This window comes from Kribbella sp. DT2, assembly GCF_049844575.1.
Taxonomy (GTDB): Bacteria; Actinomycetota; Actinomycetes; order Propionibacteriales; family Kribbellaceae; genus Kribbella.
Genome location: NZ_JBNCLH010000002.1, coordinates 640,798 through 661,617, shown reverse-complemented (window position 1 = coordinate 661,617; position 20,820 = coordinate 640,798). Strand labels below are relative to the sequence as shown.

Genomic DNA, 20,820 nt, shown 5'->3' with positions numbered 1-20,820 from the left:
CATCTTGCTACGCCGTAGCGTATTGGTCAAGGAGTCCGGCGGATCACCGGCAGAACGACGTGCGACGCACGCCCCGGCTGGTGCAGAACGGTCTGGGTCGCGGGCCGCGGATCGTCGTCACCGAACGGGTTCTCGGCCCCGCTGTTCAGGTTCCGGTCGTACTGGGTGAACCAGGAGCTGCAGACCTCGACCCGGATCCGGTGGCCCGGCAAGAAGCGGACGCCGGTCGCGTCCATGGTGAACTCGAACGTCGTCGGGCGCCCCGGCTCGAGCAGGGTCGGGTGCTCGAAGGACTCCCGGAAGCGGGCCCGGAGCGCACCCCGGCACAGGAACCGGGCGGAGCCGTCGGGGTGGACGTCCACCAGACGGACGTGCCAGTCCGTGTCGGTGGCCGACGAGCTCGCCACCAGGCGGCAGGTCACCCACCCGACCACGTCCAACGGCTCGGTCAGGACCTGACTCGTGTAGCAGAGCACGTCCTCGCGGGCCGTCGCCGCACGGTCGTCCACCGGACCTTCCCGGAAGTTCCACAGCACGCGGCCCGGATCGAGCGGGTCGTAGACGTACTGATCCGCCGGCTCCTCCGTTGCCGGCGGATCGGTCGAGAGTGTGCCGTCGCCGTCGTACGTGTTGGCGCTGCCTCCGGAGTGGAAGTAGAAGGGCACCTCTTCGGTGCCGGGCAGCGGCCAGTCGTCCTCGGCCCACCACTCGTCGGCGCCGGTCACGAACACGTGCACCGGCTTCTCGTGCTCGATCGCGTTGGCCTCGCTCTTCAGGTACCGGTCGAAGAACCGGACGACGTACGCGTCCAGGTCGACGAGCGCGTCCGCACCGAAGTCGAGACCGGACACCTCGCGCGACCGGTTGAGCAGGTGCGGCCACGGGCCGATCACGAGCTTCTGGCCGGCCCGGGCCTCCGGCGTCGCGGCGTACCGGCGCATCGCCTCGAAGTTGGTCGGCGCACCGGGGAAGTTCATGTCCCACCAGCCGGTGACGTTCAGGGCCGGAACGGTCATCTCGGCGTACCGGTCGTACTGGCCGCGCTTCCAGAAGCCGTCGAGCGTCGGGTGCCGCAGCATCTCCTGCCACCAGTCGCCGGCGACGCCCGCCCGCGCGGGGATCGACGACACCGGCAGCGCCTCGAAGTAGTCCTTCTGCTCGCTGAACAGGGCCCCGAACGAGGCGTCCTGCCAGGACCGGCGGCCCATCCCGACCATCCACTCGCTCATCCCGAGCATCAGGACGCCGTTGAAGATCGGCTCGTTGCGCCACAGCGAGCTCGGCGGCGAGACCATCGGCACGATCGCCCTGAGGTGCGGCGGTACGCGGGAGGCGGCGAACCACTGGGTCTGGCCGGCGTACGAGCCGCCGATCATGCCGACGTTGCCGTCGCACCACTCCTGCGCGGCGATCCACTCGACCGTGTCGTAGCCGTCGTCGTGCTCGTTCAGGTACGGGAAGAACTCGCCGTCGGAGTTGAACCGCCCCCGGCAGTCGTTCACCGCGACGATGTACCCCTCCCCCGCGATCCGCCGGAACTGCGCCGCGTCGCCGGCCCGCGTCATCGTCTTGTCGTACGGCGTCCGCACGAGCACCACCGGCAACGGGCCTTCCCTCCGCGGGCGCACGAGGTCGAGTGCGAGCTCGACCCCGTCACGCATCGGCACCCGGAGATCGTGCTGCACCCACAGCTCCACGGGCTTCGGAGCTCCCGCGCGCGCAGCCGGCCGACCGCCGACCGGGAACTCCTCGGCCGGCTCACCGGTCATGCAGGTCCTCGCCGGGCCGGCATGTGGCGGTCGAACCATGCCATCACCCGGGTGAGGAAGTCGGTCATCGCCGGGTACGCACGGACGCCGTGCCCTTCCTCGGGGTAGACGACCAGCACCGACTCGACTCCCTGCGCCGTCAGGGCCTGGTGGAACTCCCGCGCCTGCGCCGGTGGCGTGCAGCGATCGTTGGCCCCGGCAACGTTCAGGCACGGCGTACGGACCTTGCTTGCCTGGAGCACCGGACTCCGGGTGTGGGCTTTCGACCCCGGCAGCTCGGGATCCGCGCCCAGGAAGGCGTTGCCCCAGGCAGCGATGTTGCTGGTGAACGACTGGCTGTACCAGTCGGTCACCGGAGAGATCGGCACCGAGGCGGCGAACCGCTGGTCCTGGGTGACCAGCCACGACGCCATGAACCCGCCGTAGCTGCCGCCGATCAGCCCGACCCGGGCCGGATCGACGATGCCCCGCTGGACCAGGGCGTCGATGCCGGACAGGAAGTCGTAGGTGTCCAGACCGCCCATGTCACCGGCGACCCGCCCCGCGAAATCTTGCCCTCGGCCACCACTTCCGCGCGGGTTCGGGCTGAGTACGGCGTACCCGCGGGAGACCAGCAGCGGGACCCACTGGTAGAGCATCGACCACGAGTTCTGGAAGGCCCAGATCGGGCCGCCGTGGATGTTGATCACCAAGGGGAACGGCCCCGCGCCCTGCGGGCGGCACAGCACACCCTCGATCGTCAGTCCGTCCGGCGCCGTCCACGTCGTCGGCTCGGCCTCGCCGGCCAAGGTCAGCAGGTACTCCGAGCCGGCGTGCCGGACCGAGGCCCGGACGGTGACCTCGTCGTCGGCGACCACGACGACCTGGTGCGGAAGCCGGTACGAGTTCTGGACCAGGGCGATCTCGCCGGTCCGCGCGAACGAGGCCTCGGGGTAGCGCGGGCCGCCCGCGAGGGGGCTGCAGTAGATCTCCTCGGCCAGCTGGGTCGCGGCGTCGTAGCGACCGGCGACCGTGTCGAGGCCGCGCAGTCCGGCGTACCCGAGCAGGTGGTCCGCGCTCCACTGCACCGCCGTGACATCGGTGTGGGCGGTGTCGACCGTCGTCCGCGTTCCGGCCACCAGGTCCAGCACGATCAGGTCTCCGGCGATGATGCCGCGGTCGCTGCAGACGGCCTGCACGACACCGGCGTACCGGCCGTCGGGCGATCCCGTCGGCAGACCGAGCTGTACGTCGCTCGCGAGCAACTCCCGGTGGGTCTGGCTGTCCACGTCGATGATCGACAGGACCGCGCCGTACCAGGCGTCCTCGCTGGGCAGGCTGCTGGTGATCGCCAGAACCTGATCAGTGCCGCACCAACTCGCCTCCCAGCAGTTCACCCCGGCCGGCGAGACCTGGGCGAGCTCGCCGCTGTCCAGCTCGTAGGTCCACAGCGTGCGCCAGGCGGAGTCCGGCGTACCGATCTCGACCTCCGGGTGCCAGGACGGCAGGTCGCTCCCGGCGTCCAGGTTCACCCCCGAGTTCTGGTGGCCGGCTACGTCGGCGCCGAGGTCGGCAACCCCCAGCAGCACGGACCGGCCGTCGGGCGACCAGTGCAGGAACTCGACTGATCCGGGGACGTGCGGTGCGGCGATCAGCGCGTCGGGCGTCTCGGCTCCGGTCAGGCAGAGCTGGAACTCGCCCTCCTTCGCCTGGTCGGACAGCAGCGCCACCGTCTTGCCGTCCGGTGAGAACCGTCCGCCTCGCGAGGAGCCTTCGCCGTCGGCGACAGCCCGGAGCTCACCGTCCTGGGCCGTGAACAGCCTCAGCCGCGGCATGCCGTCCAGCGCCGCGAGAACGGTTCCCGTCACGAGCACCTGCGTGGCATCCGGTGCGATCTGCGGATCGAAGATCGCCGACGGTCGCCCGAAGGCGGGCTCGTGCAGCCGTCGCAGGTGCTCGGCGATCGCCGAGTACTCCTCCGTGTGCCGGATGTCGTTCACCCGTTCGCCCTTTCCGCTGGTTGTCGTCTATCCGAGCACGGTGCCCGAAGAGTCCCCGTTCGCCGCCCGCTTCCGCGAGAACGACGCCAGGTCGATCGTGTGCCCGGTGTGCGGGCAGACGTACCGCACGGGATCACGGTCGTGGTCGTGCCCGTTCTCCACCGCCGTGATCAGCGTCGCCATCAGCCGTCCGGCGACCGGCGCGTTCTTGAACTGGTTCCCACTGGTGCCGATCGCGACGTAGAAGCCGTCGAGCTCGGTCCGGTCGTAGATCGGCGTCCAGTCGGACGCCACGTCGTACACGCCGGCGCTCCCCTTCGGCTGCGACGGCACCTGCAGCCCCGGGAGCCGCCGCGCGGCCCGCATCACCTGGGAGGTGAACAGGTCCTTGGTGCGGTTCGGGTTGATCGCATCGGGCTCGTCGACCCACTGCAGCGGCTCGCACTCGGGCTCGGTGCCGCCGATCATCAGGCCGTTGCCCTTGGCCGGGCGCAGGTAGACACCGAGATCCAGGTCGGCGACCACCGGCCCCATCGAGTCGTCGTCGGGGCTGTACCCGGGCGGCGCCTCGACGTGGTGCACCTCCTGGCGCATCGGCCGTACGGTGATCGTGTGGTCCGAGCCGACACCGGCGAGCTCGTTCAGCGCCGACGACCACGGCCCGGCAACGTTCACCACGACCGGCGCCTCGATCACCTCACCGGACTCGAGCTGTACGCCGGCCACGCGCCCGTTCGCCTTCAGTACGTCGACCACCCGCTGCTTGAACAGGAACGTCGCCCCGTGCCGCTTCGCCGCGTCGGCGAGGTTCTGCGCGGCCAGCATCGGGTCGTCGACGAACCCGCCGTCGGGCATGTGGAGCGCCGACAGTTCGCCGGTCGCGTCGGCCCAGAACGCGTCGTCGTCGATCCGCTTCGGCGGCCAGTACCTGCCCGGGTCGATCCCCGGGACGCGCGCCCGCAGCGTCGCGGGATCCCACACCTCCGACCGGACGCCGACCGACGTCAGCAGCGCGTGGGTCCGGGCCAGCCCCATCTGCGGAACGTCGAGCATCAGGCAGCCGACGGTGGTGATCGACGCGAGGTCGGCTCCCGGCCCGCTGTCCAGATGCTCCGACCACTTCGACCAGCAGTGGAACGCCTCCCAGGCCAGCGCCACTCCGTCGTACGTCGAGTAGTTGAACCGGACGATCGCGCTCGACGCACTGGTCGACCCGTGGCCGACGCCGGTCGCCTTGTCGACGACCACGACGTCCAGCGCCGTACGGGACAGTTCGTAGGCGATCGACGATCCGATCACACCGGCTCCGACGACAACGACATCAGCCTTGCGGGCCACGGCTCCTCCAACGTCTCGGTCTGCCTCGAACTCTCTCGCGTCCGGGCCGCGGATACGACCGACAGGTGTCCGACGATTGCGGCCGTGGCACCGACGTTTGCCCGACGGCTAGACGTCAGCTCCGGGATCGCTGAACGCTCCCGCTTTGCCGAAGGCGATCTCGGCGAAGCGTTCGCCCATCAAGGCGTGGGTGCTGGTGTCCGGGTGCAGTGCGTCCGGAAGCGGGTGACGTCGCGCGTCGGTCTCGCCGTACAAGGTGCGGCCGTCGAGGTAGTGCAGGTTCGGGTCGTCGGACCTGCGGTCGACGAGCTCCTCGAGCGCCTGCCGGACGACCTGGAGCGTCAGGCGGCCGTTGGCCGTGTCCCCTCTGGTGCCCGAGGCAATGAACTTCACCGTGTCGGTGCCGAACGTGGCCGGGTCGACAGCACCTGGCCCGGGGGTGTCCTCGTGGATGGCGCAGAAGATCGGCGACACGACGAGCAACGGCGTCGTGGGGTGGCCGTCGCGAATCGTGTCGAGAAAGCCGTGCACGGCCGGTACGAAGGTGCGCAGCCGCATGGCGTCGAGGTTGACGACGTTGATCCCGAACTTCACGCTGATCAGGTCCGCGGGGAGGTCCCGCATGACGCGGGCCACGAAAGGGTCCACCAGCGCGCTGCCCCCGAAGCCGAGGTTGTGCAGCTGCGCGCCGGCGTTCCGGGCGGCGACAGCCGGCCAGATGCGGGTCGGGCTGGTCGCGTTGGAGCCCTGGCTGATGGAGCTGCCGTGGTTCAGCCACACGGGACCCGACCGCGGCGCGGGACGCACCGGTGCGTCGGAGTGCAGCGCCACCAGATCGACCTGCTCGTTGTGCGGGAGCCAGATCTCGATCGTCTTCTCACCGGGCGGCAGATCGATGACGGTGACCTGATCGGACGTCCCCGCCGCGAAGGTGGTCGTACCGGTCTGCATGTCCAGCTCGACGAGATCTCCCTGCGTGAGGGGGTACGACCCGAGCATGGTGCCGTCGACGACCACGTCGAGGGCGCCACGGGCACGCTCCAGCCCGCGGTAGGCGACGCGCGTCGCGTGGACCTCGAGGGTCACGCTGCGGGCGGTCGTGACCACGGCGACCCGTACGCCGGAGGGCTGCGCCTCCATCAGCGTGAGGTGCTGGTCGGCGTACCGTTCGACGACGGTCTTCGGCAGTCTGTGCGGACGAAGCCCGCGCTCGGTCGGCTCGAGTTCGGTCGCGCCGTGCAGGAGGTCCGCGGTCAGCGGTGTGGTGATCATGAGATCTCTTTCTCGCGGAGCTCTCCGCGGTGATGCCAATGGGTGAGGATGAGGTGGAGGGCGTCCAGCAGCTCGGCCCACGACTCCTCGGCCGGCGGCGTGCTGTGCGCGAAGTTCCCGATCCGTTCGAGGTCGAGGAACCCGCTCAGGGCGGCTCCGACGATGCGCGTGGCGTGCACGCGGTCGTCGCCGGTGATCCCGTAGCCGAGCAGGACCGCGTCGGTGACCCGCACGATTCGACGCGCGGCCGGCGCCTCCACGGCACCGGCGCCCGCCCTTCGGTGCAACGATTCCCAGCGACCCGGGTGCTCCTGCAGGTACGTGCGGTGCGCGGCCGCGAAGCCCAGCAGCGCGTCGTACTGCGAACGTCCGGCGATGGCGTCGGCGATGCGGTCCGTCAGGTCGTCCAGCGCGAGCGCCGTGATCCCGTCCCGCAGCGCCGCGAGGTCCCGAACGTGCGCGTAGAGGCTGGGCGTCCGGACGCCGAACGACCGCGCGATCGCGGCCAGGGTCACCGCGTCGAAACCGGTCTCGTCAGCGAGCTCGGCCGCTCGCGCGATCACCGTCGTCCGGTTGAGCTGTGTTCTCTCCACCTATCCAATCTAACACAGATAGGCATTTGCCTAATACCCATAGGGAGCGGCTCGACGGCTACCGCACGAACCGAGTAGCCGCGACGTCCCGAAGCCCGGTGAGTAGACGATGACCGGCGTCGGCACATCCGTCAGGCGGCCGCGTCGTCGGTCTGCAGTTGTCTCCGTAGGCGGCCCAGGATCTTGGAGAGCAGGCGGGACACCTGCATCTGACTGATCCCCAGCTCCTGGCCGATGTCGGTCTGCCGCCAGTTCTCGACGAAGGACAGCTCGAGAATGCGCCGGTCGCGCGGGTCGAGACCGCCGATCAGCGGGCCCAGCTGGGAGAACGTCTCGATGCTGCGCAACCGCGGGTCCTCGTGGTCGGCGATTGCTTCGCCGAGCAGCATGTCGCCGTCGTCGGCCCCGATCGGCTTGTCCAGCGACAGCACGTTGAAGCAGCCCCGGGCCGCATCGGCGTCCCGTACTTCGCTGCTGTCGACGCCCAGCCGGTCCGCGACTTCTTCGGCCACGGGCTCGCGACCGAGCTCCTGCACCAGTTGGGGAACCACGCGGGCGATTTTGCCCTGCAGCTCCTGCAGCCTGCGCGGGATCCGAACGGTCCAGCTGCAGTCGCGGAAGTAGCGCTTCACCTCGCCGCGGATGCTCGGTACGGCGTACCCGATGAACGGCACACCGGCCTCTGGACGGAAGTTGGTGGCCGCCTTCATCAACCCCACGCAGGCCACTTGCTCCAGGTCGTCGTCCTCGGCACCTCGGCCACGGAACCGTCGAGCGATCCCCCGGGCGATCTCGAGGTTGAGCTCCACGACTTCTTCGAGGAGCTGCTGCCGCTCGGCATCGTCGGTGGTGGCGGCCCTTCTGGCCAGCAGACTCTGGGTCGCCGTCTCACGCAGCAGGCGTTGTTCGGCCGTCGAGCAGTTGACGGGAGCAGCAGGGCGATTCAGGGACGGAACAGTCGTCATGAACGTGACCTCTCGAGGAGTAAGTCACCGCACGGCCGCACTTCTGGACCGCGGTCATTGAGATTCCTGGTAGACGTCCGATCCGCAGGACGTCCCCTGTTCGCAAGGTACCCGAGAAGCGCCGTTGCATAAGTTTGGCAGCCTCTCCGCACTGCGGCCTGCATAAGTTCGCGGGAGCGGGCGATCCGCTCCGCTTCAGACGCTCGGCACCGCGATCGGCCGCGCCAGCAGCTGATTCAGGGCGTTGGCGAGGAACCGCGCCGGGTCCGTGACCGGTGCGGTGACCCGCAGCGCGACGATCGCGTCCGGTCGTACGAGCAAAGCTCCGTCGTCGGGCAGCCACGGCACGGAGACGCGGTGCCCTCGTACGCCGAGGTCCGCTGCGGAAGCGAGCCAGCGGCTGCCCGCGGCACCCACCAGCAGGGTCCACCGGGACGCGACCAGGTCGAGCGTCGAGACCCCGTCGATCCATGCGTGAGGCACTCGCGAACCCGGCGATCCGTCCAGCACGACCGCCAGGTCCGTCGTGGACGGGAGCTCGGGCCGCGCATCGATGACAGCGTCCGAGTCGTACCGCTGGCCCAGATGCACGATCGGCGGCGCCCACACTCCCACCGCCGCCCGGGCAGCATCGGCCTCGGGCCCACGCCCCCAGTGCAACCGCGGGTCGGCGAACCTGTACGCCGCCTGGTCCAGCGTTGCGGCGGCGACCGGCTCGCGCTCCTGCGCGTACGTGTCGAGCAGGCCGGCGCCGGCCTCGCCGCGGTGGACGGCGGCCAGCTTCCACGCCAGGTTGTGCGCATCGGCGATGCCGGTGTTGAGGCCGAACGCGCCGATCGGCGACACGGTGTGCGCGGCGTCGCCGACGAGGAACACGCGACCGACGGAGAAGCGGTCGGCCAGCAAGCTCCGAGGCCGCCAGGGCAACACGCTACGAACCTCGACGTCGAGGCCGGGATCGCCCACCACCGCCCGGACGATCGTGACGCAGCGCTCGGGCGTGAAGTCCTCGGGACGTTCGCCCGCGTCGGCGTCGCAGGTCACGTGGAAGACCCAGCTCGTCTCGCCGTCCACGGTGACCAGCAGGCCGGCCGCGTCCGGCGTCGTGATCGTGCAGGTGCCGAAGGACATCCCCCGCAGGTGCGGCCGAAGGTCAGCCCGGAACAGGATGTTGATCTTCGACTTGCCGAGGTCGCCCGCCCCGGAGGTTCCCACACCGAGCGCTGTCCGTACGGCGCTGTGCGTTCCGTCGGCGGCCACCACCTGCGCGCACCGCAACGAATACCGGCCGTCGGGGCCCTCCAGCTCGACGTCGACCCCGTCGTCGTCCTGCACGATGCCGACCAGACGTGTCGACCAGCGCAGATCCGCTCCCCGGCGTACGAGGTCGGCGGTCAGTACGGCGTCGAGCCGGTCCTGCGGGCAGACCCCGCGCAGCCTGAACGGCGTCACGTCCAGCTCGTCGGCGGACAGGGCGGACATCGGCACGGTGGCGACGTCGCCCGCGCCCATCTCGACGACGGTCCGCGCCACCGCCTTGCCCGCGGCACCCCGGAGGTCGACCGCGACCGCGTCCGCGGCGGCGTCGAGCCCGAGCTCGCGGAGGATCTCGACGGAGCGCGGCCCGATGCCGGTGGCGCGCGGGTGGATCGACGGCCCGGAGCGGCGCTCGACGAGAACCGCGGGGACGCCGTGATGGGCGAGAAGCGCCGCCGTGAGCAGGCCGACGCTGCCTCCGCCGACCACGAGCACGGGCACCTCTGGATACGCTGCCTCCGTCATGGCTACACCGTAGCCATAAGCTAGGATGACGGTCAACGAGGAAAGGAACCGCTCGATGACCGACCCCTCGGTGTGGACCCGGCAGCGCCCCGAGCCGCGCCGACGCGCGCCGGGCGTCGACCAGTACGTCGCCGTCGCGCTGGCTGTCGCCGACACGGAAGGCCTGGACGCGGTATCGATGCGCCGGGTCGCCGGCGACCTCGGTTCCGGGACCGCCACCCTCTACCGCTACATCACCAACCGCGACGAGCTCGTGGACCTGATGATCGACGCGGCGCAGGGCGAAGACGCGCTCCCTGAGTCCAGCCAGGGCTGGCGCGCCGACCTGGCGGCCGTCGCGCACTCGCTCCGCGCGACCCTGCTGCGCCACCCGTGGCTGGCCGCCGAGCTCGCGGGCAGACCTTCACTCGGCCCCAACTCGTTGCGTCGGTCCGAGGCCGCGCTGCGCGCCGCCGTCACCCTCACACCCGACATCACCCGGGCCGCGCAGGCGCTCGGCGCCGTCCGCGCCTTCGTCCTCGGGTCGGTCGCCGACCAGCAGGCCGACCGCCGCGCCGAGCAGCGCAGCGGCTTGACCAAGGAACAGTGGCAGCACAGCCTCGGCCCGTACATCACCAAGGTCCTCGCGGCCGGCGAGCACCCGATGCTCGCCCGCCGCGTCCACGAAGCCGACGAGCCCGACCCCGACGTCGATTTCACCTTCGGCCTGGAGTGCTTACTCGACGGCCTCGCGACCCGCTTCGACCGCTGACCGATCTCTAGCAGACTTCTCCACTCGACCAGGAGGCGTCCACGCCCCTGCCTCCCATGGGCGGTGTCAGCGATTCCGCGTTCCTGCCGAGATAATGTGATCCCGGAGCCAAACAAATCGCGTCCGTCGGTTCATTCCACCTGAACCCGATTTCATTCATGTTCTGCCACCGGATGTTCACGACGACGTCCGTCTTGCCACAGTGGTTGTAGTAGGCGCTTTCTTTGGTGTAGTACTGACCGCACGGGGCTGTCACCGCGCCGGCCGATTGCCCCGCATCGGTGGAAGCGACAGCGGGACTCAGTGCAGACGTGAGAACTGATGCCAGGACGCCAATACCTGCGGCGATCGATATCATGCTTCTGATTGCCATGCACCTCTCCGATCAAAAGTGAGTACAGTACGCCAACTCCGGGCCCCGGCCCGACCTACCTGCTCAGGATCACCATCCACCCGACGAGCAGCGCGTGCCGTTGCTCCAGGCATCGTTCCTTTGGTTGACCCCTACTCCCCACTCACCTACGTCGTGCTGCCCGGGGTGAAGACAGAGATCCTCACCAAATCCGTACGCATTTCTGACGTAGACCACAACACTGTGATCGCCGCAGTGGTTGTACAGAAGTCGCGAAGTGGTGTGGTACTGACCGCAGGGAACTCCCGCCTGCGCAGGCGTTGCCGAAACCGCGAGGCCGGCCGCGCCGAGCGCGACCGGAAGCAGTAATGCCGATGCTCTGAGAGATTTCACCCGAGCTCCTCCCGTCAATTCGTTTCTTCACCTTAATCACAGCGAGCTTTCACCGCGCTTTCACCACGCTTTCGCCCAGACCGGACCGTCGGACACCTCGCTGCGGTTCTCGCTTCACACGGCGAGCGGGGTGACGGCGTACGACTCCGCGGCGAGCGCCGTACGGCGTACTTGTCCGATCAGGTAGCCAGGCGGGCGTAGCGGCCGTTGTTCTCCACCAGGGTGGCGTGCGTTCCTGACTCGATCACCCGGCCGTGGTCGACCACGACGAGCTGGTCGGCGTCGCGCACCGTTGACAGCCGGTGGGCGATGGTGATGGTGGTCCGGCCCTCGGCGAGCCGGTCGAATGCCTGCTGGACCGCACGCTCGGTCTCGGTGTCCAGCGCGCTGGTGGCCTCGTCCAGGACCAGGACCCGCGGGTTGCGCAGGAGCGTCCGGGCGATCGCGATGCGCTGCTTCTCCCCGCCGGAGAAGCGGTGTCCGCGCGACCCGACCATGGTGTCGTAGCCGTCCGGGAGTCCGGAGATCAGCTCGTGCACCTGGGCGGCGCGAGCCGCGTCCTCGATCTCCGCGTCGGTGGCGTCGGGCTTGGCGTAGCGGAGGTTCTCGCGCACCGTGGTGTGCAGCAGGTAGGTCTCCTGGCTGACGACGCCGACCACGCCGGCCAGATCGGCCAGGCGCAGATCGCGCAGGTCGATGCCGTCGATGGTGACGCGTCCGCTGGTCGGGTCGTAGAGCCGCGCGACCAGCGAGGCGAGGGTGCTCTTGCCCGAGCCGGTCTCGCCGACCAGCGCCAGCGTCGTACCGGCCGGAACGTCCAGGCTGACGCCCGCAACGGCGGCCGTCTCGCTGCCCGGGTAGGCGAAGGTGACGTCCTCGAACCGCACGTGGCCCTCGAGGCGGGCCGGGTCGATCTCGACCGGGTCGGCCGGGTCGTCGACGTCGATCGGCAGGTCGAGGTACTCGAAGATCCGCGCGAACAGCGCCAGCGAACTGGTGAGCGAGATGCCGACGTTGAGCAGTCCCATCAGCGGCCGGAACAGCCCGGCCTGCAGGGTGGTGAAGGCGATCAGCGTGCCGATGGACAGGGTCCCGGCGGTGATCGGCAGACCGGCGCTCAGGTAGATGATCGCCGGGATGGCCGCGAAGATGACGCTCATCGAGGCCATCCGCCACCGGCCGGCCAGCTCCGAGCGGAGCTCCAGGTCGATCAACCGGGCCGACGAGGCGGTGAAGCGTTCGACCAGCGTCGCGGCGGTGCCCATGGTCTTGCTGAGCTGGATCCCGCTGATCGACAGGCCTTCCTCGACGGTGACGTTGAGATCGGCGAGTTCGCGCTGCCGCTGCGCGGTGATGGCGCGACGCATCCGGGCGACCTTGCGGGTCAGGTAGATGGCCGGGGGCATCACGACCAGCGAGATGAGCGAGAGCTGCCACGACAACGCGAGCATCGCCACGGTCGTGGCGATCGCCGTGGTGAGGTTGGAGGCGATGGAGGTGGCCGTCGACGTGACGACGGGTTCCATTCCCCCGATGTCGTTGGTGATCCGGGACTGCACCTCGCCGGTGCGGGTCCGGGTGAAGAAGGCGATCGACTGGCGCTGCAGGTGGGCGAAGACGTCGGTCCGCAGCCGGTGCATGACCTGCTGGCCGACCGTCGTACTGATCCAGGTCTGTACGACGCCCAAGGCCGAGGTCACGGCGGCGACGGCGACCATGCCCACCACCAGCCAGATCAGGAGCTTCAGGTCCTGCTGCGGCAGCGCGTTGTCGATGACCGCGCGGAGCAGGAACGGTGACGCCATGGCCACCACGGACGAAACGACGATGATCGCCGTGACGACGGCGAGGGCGAGTTTGTGGGCGATGAAGAGCCGTCCGATCCGGGCCAGCGAGACCTCGCGGGCCTGGGCCTTCTCGGCGGCTGTGGCAGATTTCGGGCCGCCGCGGCGGCCGCGCTCGAGATTTTCGTGATCCAAGGTGAGCACCGTTCTGTCGGAGATTTGCTGAGGTTACCTCACTATGAGGTTACAACACGATTGGTTGGTACGCTATTCCCATGGCCGATGACGAAGAGGAGACCCTCCCCGAGACGTTCTGGGGAGTCGCTCATCAGCTGCGCCACCTGCGGAAGAAGACCCTCGCCCCGTGGGACATCGCGCCGTCGCACGCGCGCGCCCTCGGCGTCCTGATGCGCGAGGGCCCGCTCCGGCTCAACGAGCTCTCCGACCACCTGCGCATCGCGGCCCGCTCGGCCACCGAAGTGGTCGACGCCTTGCAGGACCGCGGCCTGGTCGAACGACGCCCCGACCCGCAGGACCGCCGGGCGACGCTGGTCGCGCCGACCGGCGAGGGAACCAAGGTCGGCGAGGCGATCCGAGCCTCCCGCGACGCGGAGGCCGAGGCCTACTTCAGCATCCTCACCGAAGCCGAGCGAGCCGAGCTCACCGACATCCTCCGCAAGCTCCGCCAGGCGGAGCACTAGCCCGCCGTACGCCGTACAGGCTCACGGTCCGAGCAGGCCGATGGCGAAAGAGACGACCAGCACCGACAGCATCAAGGCCGAGACCGACTCGACCGCCATCAGCAGCTTGGCGCGGACGGTCAGCGGCATGGTGTCGGTCGGGCTGAAGGCCGACGAGTTCGTGACCGAGACGTACAGGTAGTCGATGAAGCCCGGCGCCCACCCGGACCTGGCCGACGACCGGTTCGCCACCTCGCTGATCGCGTCGTGGTCCTCGTCCTGCGGAAACCGGAAGTCCGCGTCGGGCAGTCCCGGTCGCGCCACCCGGAAGCGCGTGACCGGTCCCCCGCGATCAAGCTCCCAGTACGCCAGCGCGAAGACCAGGACGTTGGTGAGCCAGACCTGAGCGGCCGCCGCCAGCAACTGGGCACCTGCCGTCGCCTCCCCCATCACCAGGGAACGGATCAGCAGCACGAGCGCCGTCGTGTTCGACAACGCGATCAACAGCACCAGGCCGATCGACAGCCGCCGCAGCAACCGGTTCTCGCGCGTCATCCGGCGCGGGTTGGCCAGCACCAGAGGCACGAACAGCAGCGACTCCAGCGCCGGAATCACGAAACGAGGACCGATCTGCAGATGACTCGGCAGTACGGCGTACAGCCCGATCGCCACCACGACCCCCACCGCGGCCGGCAGCCGCGGCTCCCCCGGATGCACCTGCCCGGCCCGTTCTTCCTCCATGAAGGCACCCTGGCACACCCCCACCCCGTTTCGCCGAAGGTCGAAGGGACGCGCGGACAGCTTCGGACGTGAGGCGTGGGGGCCGAGAACAGGTCAGGAAGCCGCGTCCCCCGTCCGGCGGAGCTCCCCGCGGTACCAGTCCGCCTTCTCCTCGACGCGGGCGAGGGTCGCGTCGAGCTCGGCCATCCTGGCCCGGATCGAGGCGGCGTGCTCCTCGAGCAACGCGACCCGCTCCGGCATCGTGGTCTCGTCGCGGCTCAGCTCGCCGTACCGCCGCAACTGCTCGATCGACATCCCCGTGTCCCGCAGGCACCGCAGGAAGCCGAGCATCCACAGATCACCGTCGCTGTACACCCGCTTGCCGCCAGCGCTGCGCTCGATGCGCGGCAGAATGCCCTCGCGCTCGTAGTAACGCAGCGTGTCGATGGTGAACCCGGACTGTGCGGCCGCCTCGGCCGGCGAGTAGGTCGTCATCCCCAAAACCTAACAACTCGACCGGAGCAGGCTCCAAGCGCGACCGCGACCGCGGTTGACCGCTCGCGAGCAATCGGACTGGGTACCGGGCCACCATGACACTTCAACGGCGTGGCTGGTCCGCTCTCCCGATCGGCCTCCTCGCGCTCGTGGTCGCGGTGATCGGTCTTACCGCGGTGACGCCGACGATCGGCGCCGTCGCGGCTCCGACGTCGACCACCCAACCGGCCGCGGACTCCCCCACACCCACCCTCGGTTCAACCGTCAGCCCGGCCGCGAACCCACCAGGCTCCGCCGACGGCGACACGAGCGACTGGTCCGGCATGCGGTGGCTCTTCCTCGGCCTGCTGATCCCCGTCCTGTTCATCGGCGGCGTCATCCTCGCGAAGCGCCGCTCCCGAGCTTCCACAGACAGGCGTCACCATGTCTGACGAAACGTTCCGCCAGGGCGACAAGGTCGAGTGGGACAGCCACGGCGGTACGGCGCGCGGGACGGTCGAGAAGAAGATCACCGAACGCACGCACGCCGGCAAACGCACCGTGGACGCCTCGGCGGACGACCCGCAGTACCTCGTCCGCAGCGAGAAGTCCGGCCGCACCGCGGTCCACAAACCGTCGGCGTTACGCCGTACGAGCGACTGATCACCGCACCCGACCGGAGATCGCCGAACACAGACCCGGGTCACCGTCCAGATCGACATCGATCCCGAGGGGTTCACCGAAACCGTTGAAGGCGCCGGACCTACGGGCCGCACGGCAGCGTGTCACCGACCAGTTCGGCTTCGCGTCGAGGTCTCCCCGACCGTCACCTGACCAAGGCCGCGTCCCCGCACAGGCGTCGGCGCCGACGAGAGGCGAACTCCACAGAGGACTGTCGCGCCCAGCAAGCCGGCGATCACCTGGGCGGCCGTGATCAGGCCGAACCACCCACCGCCGGCCGTGTCGAACGGTGTGCTGGGCGCCAGCAGGAGGGTGAGCTGATAGGCGCCAGAGCAGAACATCGCGCCGGTCCCCAGCCATGCGGCCCCCAACGGCACCCAGGCCAGAAGGCCTCCTGGCCGGCGCGAGACGAGGATGCCCAGGCCGACCAGACCCGCGAGCGCGAGACCTGCCGTGGAAACGTCCAGCGCCCGTTGGGCGATGCTCCGGCCGTCCAGCACCTCACTGGCCAGCCCTGTAGGACCACCGAAGGCCCAGACCAGGCGAACCGAAACGACCAGCGCGCCGAGAGCGGCGGTCACCCGGACCCGGATCGAACCTGGCGATTCCGTGGCCTCGAGAGGTGCGCGCAAGACCTGCGCCCAGCGATCGCGGATGTGCAGGACGAACGCAACACCCAGCCCAGCGCCCTGGAGAATGAAGCCCGCGTACACGACGCCGTACACCCACCCCTGCAGACCGTTGACGGGACCGTCCACCGCGGGCGTGGCGTTGCTCCCAGCAACGAATCCGATCGGCGCCGCGAACATCACCGGTGCAAGCAGACCAGTAGCGACCCACAACGGGAACAACACCATCCACACAGGCAGCCGCCGCCCCCACCGGTGAACCAGCGCCAACGCCAACGCGGCACCGGCCACCTCCATCGTGGCGGTGACCAGGTTGCCCACGACGAAAGGCGCCGTACGCATCAGGCCGGTCTCGACGACGCCGACGTCGCTGCCCAGAAGCCATGCGGTCTTGATCGAGAGGTACGGCACCATCGCAGCGACAGTGACGTACCCCGCCGCGTGCTTCATCGAGATCTTCACGCACCCGAGTCTGGTCGGCCCGGCCCCCGACCGCTTCCCTCGAGCGAATGAAGGCCTTCCCCCTCGAGAGGGAACTTGGGCCCTCGCGACTGGTTGCCCCGATGCTCAGCGCCGGAGAGGCTCGCGGCGGGTTCCTCGGTCAGACCGAGGGCAGGGCTTCCAGCGCCGCTGCGGTGTCCAGCGTGACCAAGCGCGAGTTCTGCATCGTCGCGATCTCCCAGCGGTCGTTCTGCCACACCATCGCGTAGAGCTGGAGGAAGACGCGGGTCGGGCGTGGCTCCTGCTCGCCCGGCAGCGCCATCACCATGCGGTGGTGGACCACGCCCCAGCCCGGACCGACGATCCGGGCGAACAGCACCTCGCCGTGCAGCAGCCGGGAACCCTTCATCACCGTGTCGAAGATCGGCTGGTGGGCGGCGACCATCTGCTCACGTCCCCGGTGCACGGTTCCCTCGAAGTCGACGAGCTCGCCGTCGTCCGCGAAGTCGGCCAGGAACGCCGCCGCGTCGCCGTTGTTCCAGCCTTCGTTCATCCGGGCCGGGATGGCGCTCATCGCCTCGACCGACTGCTGCATGGGTTCACCTTTCTCTGGGTTCCCCACCATCCTCACCGTTCCGGTCCGGCAGCGCCTTGACCATCCGCGTACGGCTGTTGGACGTGAGCGCCGCCGCGTTGTACCCGTACGTCGCCTTGAACAGCCGGCTGAAGTGCGCCGGGTCCGCGAATCCCCACCGCCCGGCGACCGCCGCAACAGTGCGATCGGTCCCGGCCAGGTCCGCCCGGCACCGGTCCAGGCGGCGACGGCGGATCAGGGCCGCGACCGTCAGCGGCTGGTCCTCGAAGAGTTTGTGCAAGCGGCGTACGGAGATGTGGTGTGCCGCAGCCACCTTCGCCGGGGTGAGGTCCCGGTCGGACAGCCTCGCCTCGATGAAACCGACGATCCTGCTCCGCAGCGCGTCGTCGGGGGCCGGACCGGAATCGCCGAGCTGAGCCGTCAGCGCCACCGCGATCAGCTCGATCACGGCGGCCGCCGTACGGTCCGCCTCATCGGCACGGAAATCGGTCGTCGACCGAGCGATCGGCCCCGCGAGCGCCGACACCAGCGCGCCGGGTCCGCGGTCGCCGGGAATGCGGACACCTGCGAGCCGATCGGCGGCGGCCGGTCCGAGTCGCAGCGAGTTTCGCGGCAGCAGCATGGTCACGTGCGTCGTCGCGGTGCTGGCGAACCGAACCGGCCTGACCGGGTCGATCAGTACCAGGTCAGCGGGCCCGAGCTCGGCGGTGTTGCCGCCCTGCTCGGCTCGCACCCGCCCCTCGGTCACCAGGTCGATCTGCCACAGCTCGCTGTCGGCGGCACGCGCCGACCGCTCGTCCCGGAAGCACTCCCCCGCCGGGCTGATCAGCTCGGCCAGTCGCAAGGGCCCGAGGTCGCGAGTCACCACCCCACCGCGGAACTCACCGCCGTTGTGACGGTGGCCGATCAGCGGCGGCAGCTCGCTCGCGGCGAGCGTCTCCAGGAAAGCCTCGGCGCTGCTCATGATCCCGACTGTACCGACCAGATCCTGACGCCGATGGCTTCCTTTCAGTGCACCGGCGCCTCGCGGTGCGCGAACTCGTCGCTGACTCTTCCGCACTGCGGGGAACCGGTTTACAGTCCGCAGGTGAGAGCGCTCTCACACCGCGAGTGTCTTCCCGCCCTCTTCCGCCCCGGAGGTGGTACCCGTGTTTCGGAGTCCAGAAAGAACTCACCGAAGGCGTCCCGGCTGGCGTGCGGCCGTCGTCGCGCTGGCCCTGGCCCTCTGCTCGACCCTCCTGGTGGGTGGCGTAGCGACGGCGGCCGACGACTACACGCAGACAGCCACCTCGCTCAGCGCGAACCAGGCCCAGATCACCTTCACCCCGACCACGGCCGCGGTCTACGTCGACGTTCACTACACCGTCGCGGGCCAGGGTCAGCAGAACCTCCGGATGGACCTCAGCGGCGGGACCTGGCGCAAGACCGTCAGTGGACTGTCGTCGGGGACCGTCGTCGCCTACTGGTTCACCTACGAGAAGAGCGGTCCGCAGTACGACACCCCGCACTTCAGCTACACCCACGGCGGCTCGACCACGCCGGCTGTCGCGACTTCCACCTTCTCCCCCGCCGGCGGCAGCTACTCGACCGCGCAGACGGTGACGATCTCGACGGCGACGGCGGGCTCCACGATTCGCTACACGGTCGACGGTTCCACGCCGACCGCGTCGTCGCCGCTGTACAGCGGACCGATCAGCGTCCCGACGACGCGCACGGTCACCGCGATCGGCCTCAAGGCCGGCCTCGCGAACTCGGTGGCAGCCACAGCGACGTACACGATCGGCACCACCGCACCGGTCAGCTGTACGACGCAGCCGGACGTCCCGAACTTCGGGCCCAACACGCGCATCTTCGACCCGAGCATGTCGTCCGCCTCCATCCAGGCGCAGCTCGACGCCGACTTCGCCGCACAGAAGGACACCCTGACCGCGCAGATGGCGAACCGCCGGATCGCGCACCTGTTCAAGCCCGGCGCGTACAGCGTGCACGACGACGTCGGCTACTACACGTCGGTCGCGGGCCTCGGCCAGAACCCCGGCGATGTGGTCATCAACGGCGCCATCACGGTCGACGCGTTCAACGAGTCCGACCAGGGCGTCGCGCTGCAGAACTTCTGGCGGTCCGCGGAGAACATGGCCGTGAACCCGATCGGCGGCTCGAACCGCTGGGCCGTCGCGCAGGCGGCGCCGTTCCGCCGGATGGACATCCGCGGCAACCTGCAGCTCTACCCGGCCAGCTACGGCTTCGCCAGCGGCGGCTACATCGCCGACTCGAAGGTGTCCGGAGAAACCGCATCCATCTCGCAGCAGCAGTGGTACACCCGGGACAGCAACCTCGGCAGCTGGGCAGGTGGCGTCTGGAACATGGTCTTCTCCGGTACGCCGGGCGCTCCGCCGACCACCTTCCCGAACCCGCCGGAGACAACCCTCGCCACCACGCCGGTCTCGCGGGACGTGCCGTACCTCTACCTCGACAGCACCGGCAAGTACCGCGTCTTCACCCCCTCACTGCGCACCAACGCCTCCGGCGCGAGCTGGGCCAACGGCTCCACCCCCGGTACGTCGATCCCGATGAGCCAGTTCTACGTCGTCAAGGCCGGCGACACCGCGTCGACCATCAACTCGGCGCTGGCCTCGGGCTGCAACCTGTTCTTCACGCCGGGCGTCTACCACCTCAACCAGACCCTGAACGTGACCAGGGCCAACACGGTCGTGCTCGGCATCGGCTACCCGACGCTGATCCCGGACAACGGCGTCAACGCGATGCAGGTCGCCGACGTCGACGGCGTACGCGTCAAGGGTCTGCTGTTCGACGCCGGTACGACGAACTCCGCGGCCCTGCTGACCGTCGGTCCCTCGGGCTCGTCCGCGAACCACGCGGCGAACCCGACGACGCTGCAGGACGTCTTCTTCCGCATCGGCGGGTCGATCGCCGGCCACGCGACCACGAGCCTGGTCGTCAACAGCCACAACACGATCATCGACCACATCTGGGCCTGGCGCGCCGACCACGGCAACGCCGGCACCTGGGGCTGGACCCAGGCCACCGGCGACACCGGATTGATTGTCAACGGCAACAACGTGCTGGCCACCGGCCTGTTCGTGGAGCACTACCAGAAGACCCAGGTGATCTGGAACGGCCAGGGCGGCAAGACGATCTTCTTCCAGAACGAGATGCCGTACGACGTCCCGAACCAGGCGAGCTGGAACCGGCCGAGCGGCCGCAACGGCTACGCGGCGTACAAGGTCGGCGACAACGTCACCTCGCACGAGGCCTGGGGTCTGGGAAGCTACAACTTCTTCAACGTGAACCCCTCGGTCAGCGCCTACAACGCCTTCGAGGCACCCAACAACGCAGGAGTCCGCTTCCACAGCCTGTGCACGGTGTCCCTGAACTACCAGGGCACGATCACCCACGTCATCAACGACACCGGCGGGGTGACACCACCCGGCACCGTCCCGGTCAACGTGGTGAGCTACCCGTGAGCTGACCAGCGCGGCGCCCGGCCCGGATCATCGCGAGGTGATCCGGGCCGGAACCAATGTCGTCGTCGACCTACAGGAGTGCCGCCGAACGGACACCCGACTGGCCGGAGCTGAGTCTCTTCATTGTTATATACCGA

Annotated in this window: 20 protein-coding genes; 5 read left to right on the top strand and 15 right to left on the bottom strand. The window is 69.3% G+C overall.

Features of this window, described 5'->3' with window-relative positions; genetic code table 11:
• Nucleotides 1-26 precede the first annotated feature (26 nt).
• From ACLQ2O_RS11835 to ACLQ2O_RS11805, 7 genes are all read right to left on the bottom strand, one after another.
• Nucleotides 27-1,769, bottom strand: coding sequence for a CocE/NonD family hydrolase (locus ACLQ2O_RS11835; protein ID WP_425830294.1), 1,743 nt, complete (start codon nt 1,767-1,769; stop codon nt 27-29).
• Nucleotides 1,766-3,748 carry a prolyl oligopeptidase family serine peptidase gene (locus tag ACLQ2O_RS11830; protein ID WP_425830292.1) on the bottom strand — a complete coding sequence of 661 codons (1,983 nt, stop codon included), beginning with the start codon at nt 3,746-3,748 and terminating at the stop codon, nt 1,766-1,768. Before ACLQ2O_RS11830 ends, ACLQ2O_RS11835 begins: the two co-directional genes overlap by 4 nt.
• A 27-nt stretch (nt 3,749-3,775) precedes the next feature.
• Complete coding sequence (locus ACLQ2O_RS11825; protein ID WP_425830290.1) at nt 3,776-5,086, bottom strand: NAD(P)/FAD-dependent oxidoreductase; 1,311 nt, start codon at nt 5,084-5,086, stop codon at nt 3,776-3,778.
• Between the two features lie 108 nt (nt 5,087-5,194).
• The gene (locus ACLQ2O_RS11820) at nt 5,195-6,358 is read right to left on the bottom strand and encodes a GDSL-type esterase/lipase family protein (protein ID WP_425830288.1); all 1,164 of its coding nucleotides are present in this window, start codon (nt 6,356-6,358) and stop codon (nt 5,195-5,197) included.
• Nucleotides 6,355-6,951: a TetR/AcrR family transcriptional regulator gene (locus ACLQ2O_RS11815; protein WP_425830286.1), complete on the bottom strand. Its 597-nt coding sequence runs from the start codon at nt 6,949-6,951 to the stop codon at nt 6,355-6,357. Before ACLQ2O_RS11815 ends, ACLQ2O_RS11820 begins: the two co-directional genes overlap by 4 nt.
• A gap of 131 nt (nt 6,952-7,082) precedes the next feature.
• Nucleotides 7,083-7,916: a SigB/SigF/SigG family RNA polymerase sigma factor gene (locus tag ACLQ2O_RS11810; RefSeq protein WP_425830284.1), complete on the bottom strand. Its 834-nt coding sequence runs from the start codon at nt 7,914-7,916 to the stop codon at nt 7,083-7,085.
• 195 nt (nt 7,917-8,111) lie between these two features.
• The gene (locus ACLQ2O_RS11805) at nt 8,112-9,698 is read right to left on the bottom strand and encodes an FAD-dependent monooxygenase (protein WP_425830282.1); all 1,587 of its coding nucleotides are present in this window, start codon (nt 9,696-9,698) and stop codon (nt 8,112-8,114) included.
• 55 nt (nt 9,699-9,753) lie between these two features.
• Here ACLQ2O_RS11805 and ACLQ2O_RS11800 point away from each other — a divergent pair, with 55 nt between their 5' ends.
• Nucleotides 9,754-10,449 carry a TetR/AcrR family transcriptional regulator C-terminal domain-containing protein gene (locus ACLQ2O_RS11800; protein WP_425830280.1) on the top strand — a complete coding sequence of 232 codons (696 nt, stop codon included), beginning with the start codon at nt 9,754-9,756 and terminating at the stop codon, nt 10,447-10,449.
• A gap of 7 nt (nt 10,450-10,456) precedes the next feature.
• Here the strand turns inward: ACLQ2O_RS11800 and ACLQ2O_RS11795 are convergent, their stop codons facing one another.
• From ACLQ2O_RS11795 to ACLQ2O_RS11785, 3 genes are all read right to left on the bottom strand, one after another.
• On the bottom strand, nt 10,457-10,807 hold the full coding sequence (locus ACLQ2O_RS11795; protein WP_425830944.1) for a DUF6355 family natural product biosynthesis protein: 351 nt from the start codon (nt 10,805-10,807) through the stop codon (nt 10,457-10,459).
• Between the two features lie 84 nt (nt 10,808-10,891).
• Nucleotides 10,892-11,194, bottom strand: coding sequence for a DUF6355 family natural product biosynthesis protein (locus ACLQ2O_RS11790; RefSeq protein WP_425830278.1), 303 nt, complete (start codon nt 11,192-11,194; stop codon nt 10,892-10,894).
• A gap of 179 nt (nt 11,195-11,373) precedes the next feature.
• A complete protein-coding gene (locus tag ACLQ2O_RS11785; protein WP_425830276.1) occupies nt 11,374-13,173 on the bottom strand; it encodes an ABC transporter ATP-binding protein in 1,800 nt (599 codons plus the stop codon).
• Nucleotides 13,174-13,253: 80 nt separating this feature from the next.
• Between ACLQ2O_RS11785 and ACLQ2O_RS11780 the strand changes: the two genes are divergently transcribed.
• Nucleotides 13,254-13,679 carry a MarR family winged helix-turn-helix transcriptional regulator gene (locus ACLQ2O_RS11780; protein WP_425830274.1) on the top strand — a complete coding sequence of 142 codons (426 nt, stop codon included), beginning with the start codon at nt 13,254-13,256 and terminating at the stop codon, nt 13,677-13,679.
• A 21-nt stretch (nt 13,680-13,700) separates the two neighbouring features.
• Here the strand turns inward: ACLQ2O_RS11780 and ACLQ2O_RS11775 are convergent, their stop codons facing one another.
• Both ACLQ2O_RS11775 and ACLQ2O_RS11770 read right to left on the bottom strand, forming a co-directional pair.
• A complete protein-coding gene (locus ACLQ2O_RS11775) occupies nt 13,701-14,399 on the bottom strand; it encodes a hypothetical protein (RefSeq protein ID WP_425830272.1) in 699 nt (232 codons plus the stop codon).
• 93 nt (nt 14,400-14,492) lie between these two features.
• A complete protein-coding gene (locus tag ACLQ2O_RS11770; RefSeq protein ID WP_425830270.1) occupies nt 14,493-14,873 on the bottom strand; it encodes a MerR family transcriptional regulator in 381 nt (126 codons plus the stop codon).
• Between the two features lie 95 nt (nt 14,874-14,968).
• Between ACLQ2O_RS11770 and ACLQ2O_RS11765 the strand changes: the two genes are divergently transcribed.
• Together ACLQ2O_RS11765 and ACLQ2O_RS11760 are read left to right on the top strand one after the other, a co-directional pair.
• Nucleotides 14,969-15,304, top strand: a complete 336-nt coding sequence (locus ACLQ2O_RS11765; RefSeq protein ID WP_425830268.1) for a hypothetical protein — start codon at nt 14,969-14,971, stop codon at nt 15,302-15,304.
• On the top strand, nt 15,297-15,515 hold the full coding sequence (locus tag ACLQ2O_RS11760) for a DUF2945 domain-containing protein (RefSeq protein ID WP_425830266.1): 219 nt from the start codon (nt 15,297-15,299) through the stop codon (nt 15,513-15,515). The genes ACLQ2O_RS11765 and ACLQ2O_RS11760 overlap by 8 nt, the downstream gene beginning before the upstream one ends.
• Nucleotides 15,516-15,637: 122 nt before the next feature.
• Here the strand turns inward: ACLQ2O_RS11760 and ACLQ2O_RS11755 are convergent, their stop codons facing one another.
• The 3 genes from ACLQ2O_RS11755 to ACLQ2O_RS11745 form a co-directional block, all read right to left on the bottom strand.
• Complete coding sequence (locus ACLQ2O_RS11755) at nt 15,638-16,624, bottom strand: hypothetical protein (protein WP_425830264.1); 987 nt, start codon at nt 16,622-16,624, stop codon at nt 15,638-15,640.
• Between the two features lie 139 nt (nt 16,625-16,763).
• Nucleotides 16,764-17,198: an SgcJ/EcaC family oxidoreductase gene (locus ACLQ2O_RS11750; RefSeq protein ID WP_425830262.1), complete on the bottom strand. Its 435-nt coding sequence runs from the start codon at nt 17,196-17,198 to the stop codon at nt 16,764-16,766.
• A 4-nt stretch (nt 17,199-17,202) separates the two neighbouring features.
• Nucleotides 17,203-18,162 (bottom strand): helix-turn-helix domain-containing protein, encoded by a 960-nt coding sequence (locus ACLQ2O_RS11745; RefSeq protein WP_425830260.1) that lies wholly within the window; start codon nt 18,160-18,162, stop codon nt 17,203-17,205.
• 184 nt (nt 18,163-18,346) lie between these two features.
• Between ACLQ2O_RS11745 and ACLQ2O_RS11740 the strand changes: the two genes are divergently transcribed.
• Nucleotides 18,347-20,683, top strand: coding sequence for a chitobiase/beta-hexosaminidase C-terminal domain-containing protein (locus ACLQ2O_RS11740; RefSeq protein ID WP_425830258.1), 2,337 nt, complete (start codon nt 18,347-18,349; stop codon nt 20,681-20,683).
• Nucleotides 20,684-20,820 lie beyond the last annotated feature (137 nt).

Coding starts and splice junctions, on each gene's coding strand:
- ACLQ2O_RS11835 (WP_425830294.1), bottom strand. CDS start 1,769: ATGACCGGTGAGCCGGCCGAGGAGTTCCCGGTCGGCGGTCGGCCGGCT.
- ACLQ2O_RS11820 (WP_425830288.1), bottom strand. CDS start 6,358: ATGATCACCACACCGCTGACCGCGGACCTCCTGCACGGCGCGACCGAA.
- ACLQ2O_RS11810 (WP_425830284.1), bottom strand. CDS start 7,916: ATGACGACTGTTCCGTCCCTGAATCGCCCTGCTGCTCCCGTCAACTGC.
- ACLQ2O_RS11805 (WP_425830282.1), bottom strand. CDS start 9,698: ATGACGGAGGCAGCGTATCCAGAGGTGCCCGTGCTCGTGGTCGGCGGA.
- ACLQ2O_RS11800 (WP_425830280.1), top strand. CDS start 9,754: ATGACCGACCCCTCGGTGTGGACCCGGCAGCGCCCCGAGCCGCGCCGA.
- ACLQ2O_RS11795 (WP_425830944.1), bottom strand. CDS start 10,807: ATGATATCGATCGCCGCAGGTATTGGCGTCCTGGCATCAGTTCTCACG.
- ACLQ2O_RS11780 (WP_425830274.1), top strand. CDS start 13,254: ATGGCCGATGACGAAGAGGAGACCCTCCCCGAGACGTTCTGGGGAGTC.
- ACLQ2O_RS11775 (WP_425830272.1), bottom strand. CDS start 14,399: ATGGAGGAAGAACGGGCCGGGCAGGTGCATCCGGGGGAGCCGCGGCTG.
- ACLQ2O_RS11770 (WP_425830270.1), bottom strand. CDS start 14,873: ATGACGACCTACTCGCCGGCCGAGGCGGCCGCACAGTCCGGGTTCACC.
- ACLQ2O_RS11765 (WP_425830268.1), top strand. CDS start 14,969: ATGACACTTCAACGGCGTGGCTGGTCCGCTCTCCCGATCGGCCTCCTC.
- ACLQ2O_RS11760 (WP_425830266.1), top strand. CDS start 15,297: ATGTCTGACGAAACGTTCCGCCAGGGCGACAAGGTCGAGTGGGACAGC.
- ACLQ2O_RS11750 (WP_425830262.1), bottom strand. CDS start 17,198: ATGCAGCAGTCGGTCGAGGCGATGAGCGCCATCCCGGCCCGGATGAAC.
- ACLQ2O_RS11745 (WP_425830260.1), bottom strand. CDS start 18,162: ATGAGCAGCGCCGAGGCTTTCCTGGAGACGCTCGCCGCGAGCGAGCTG.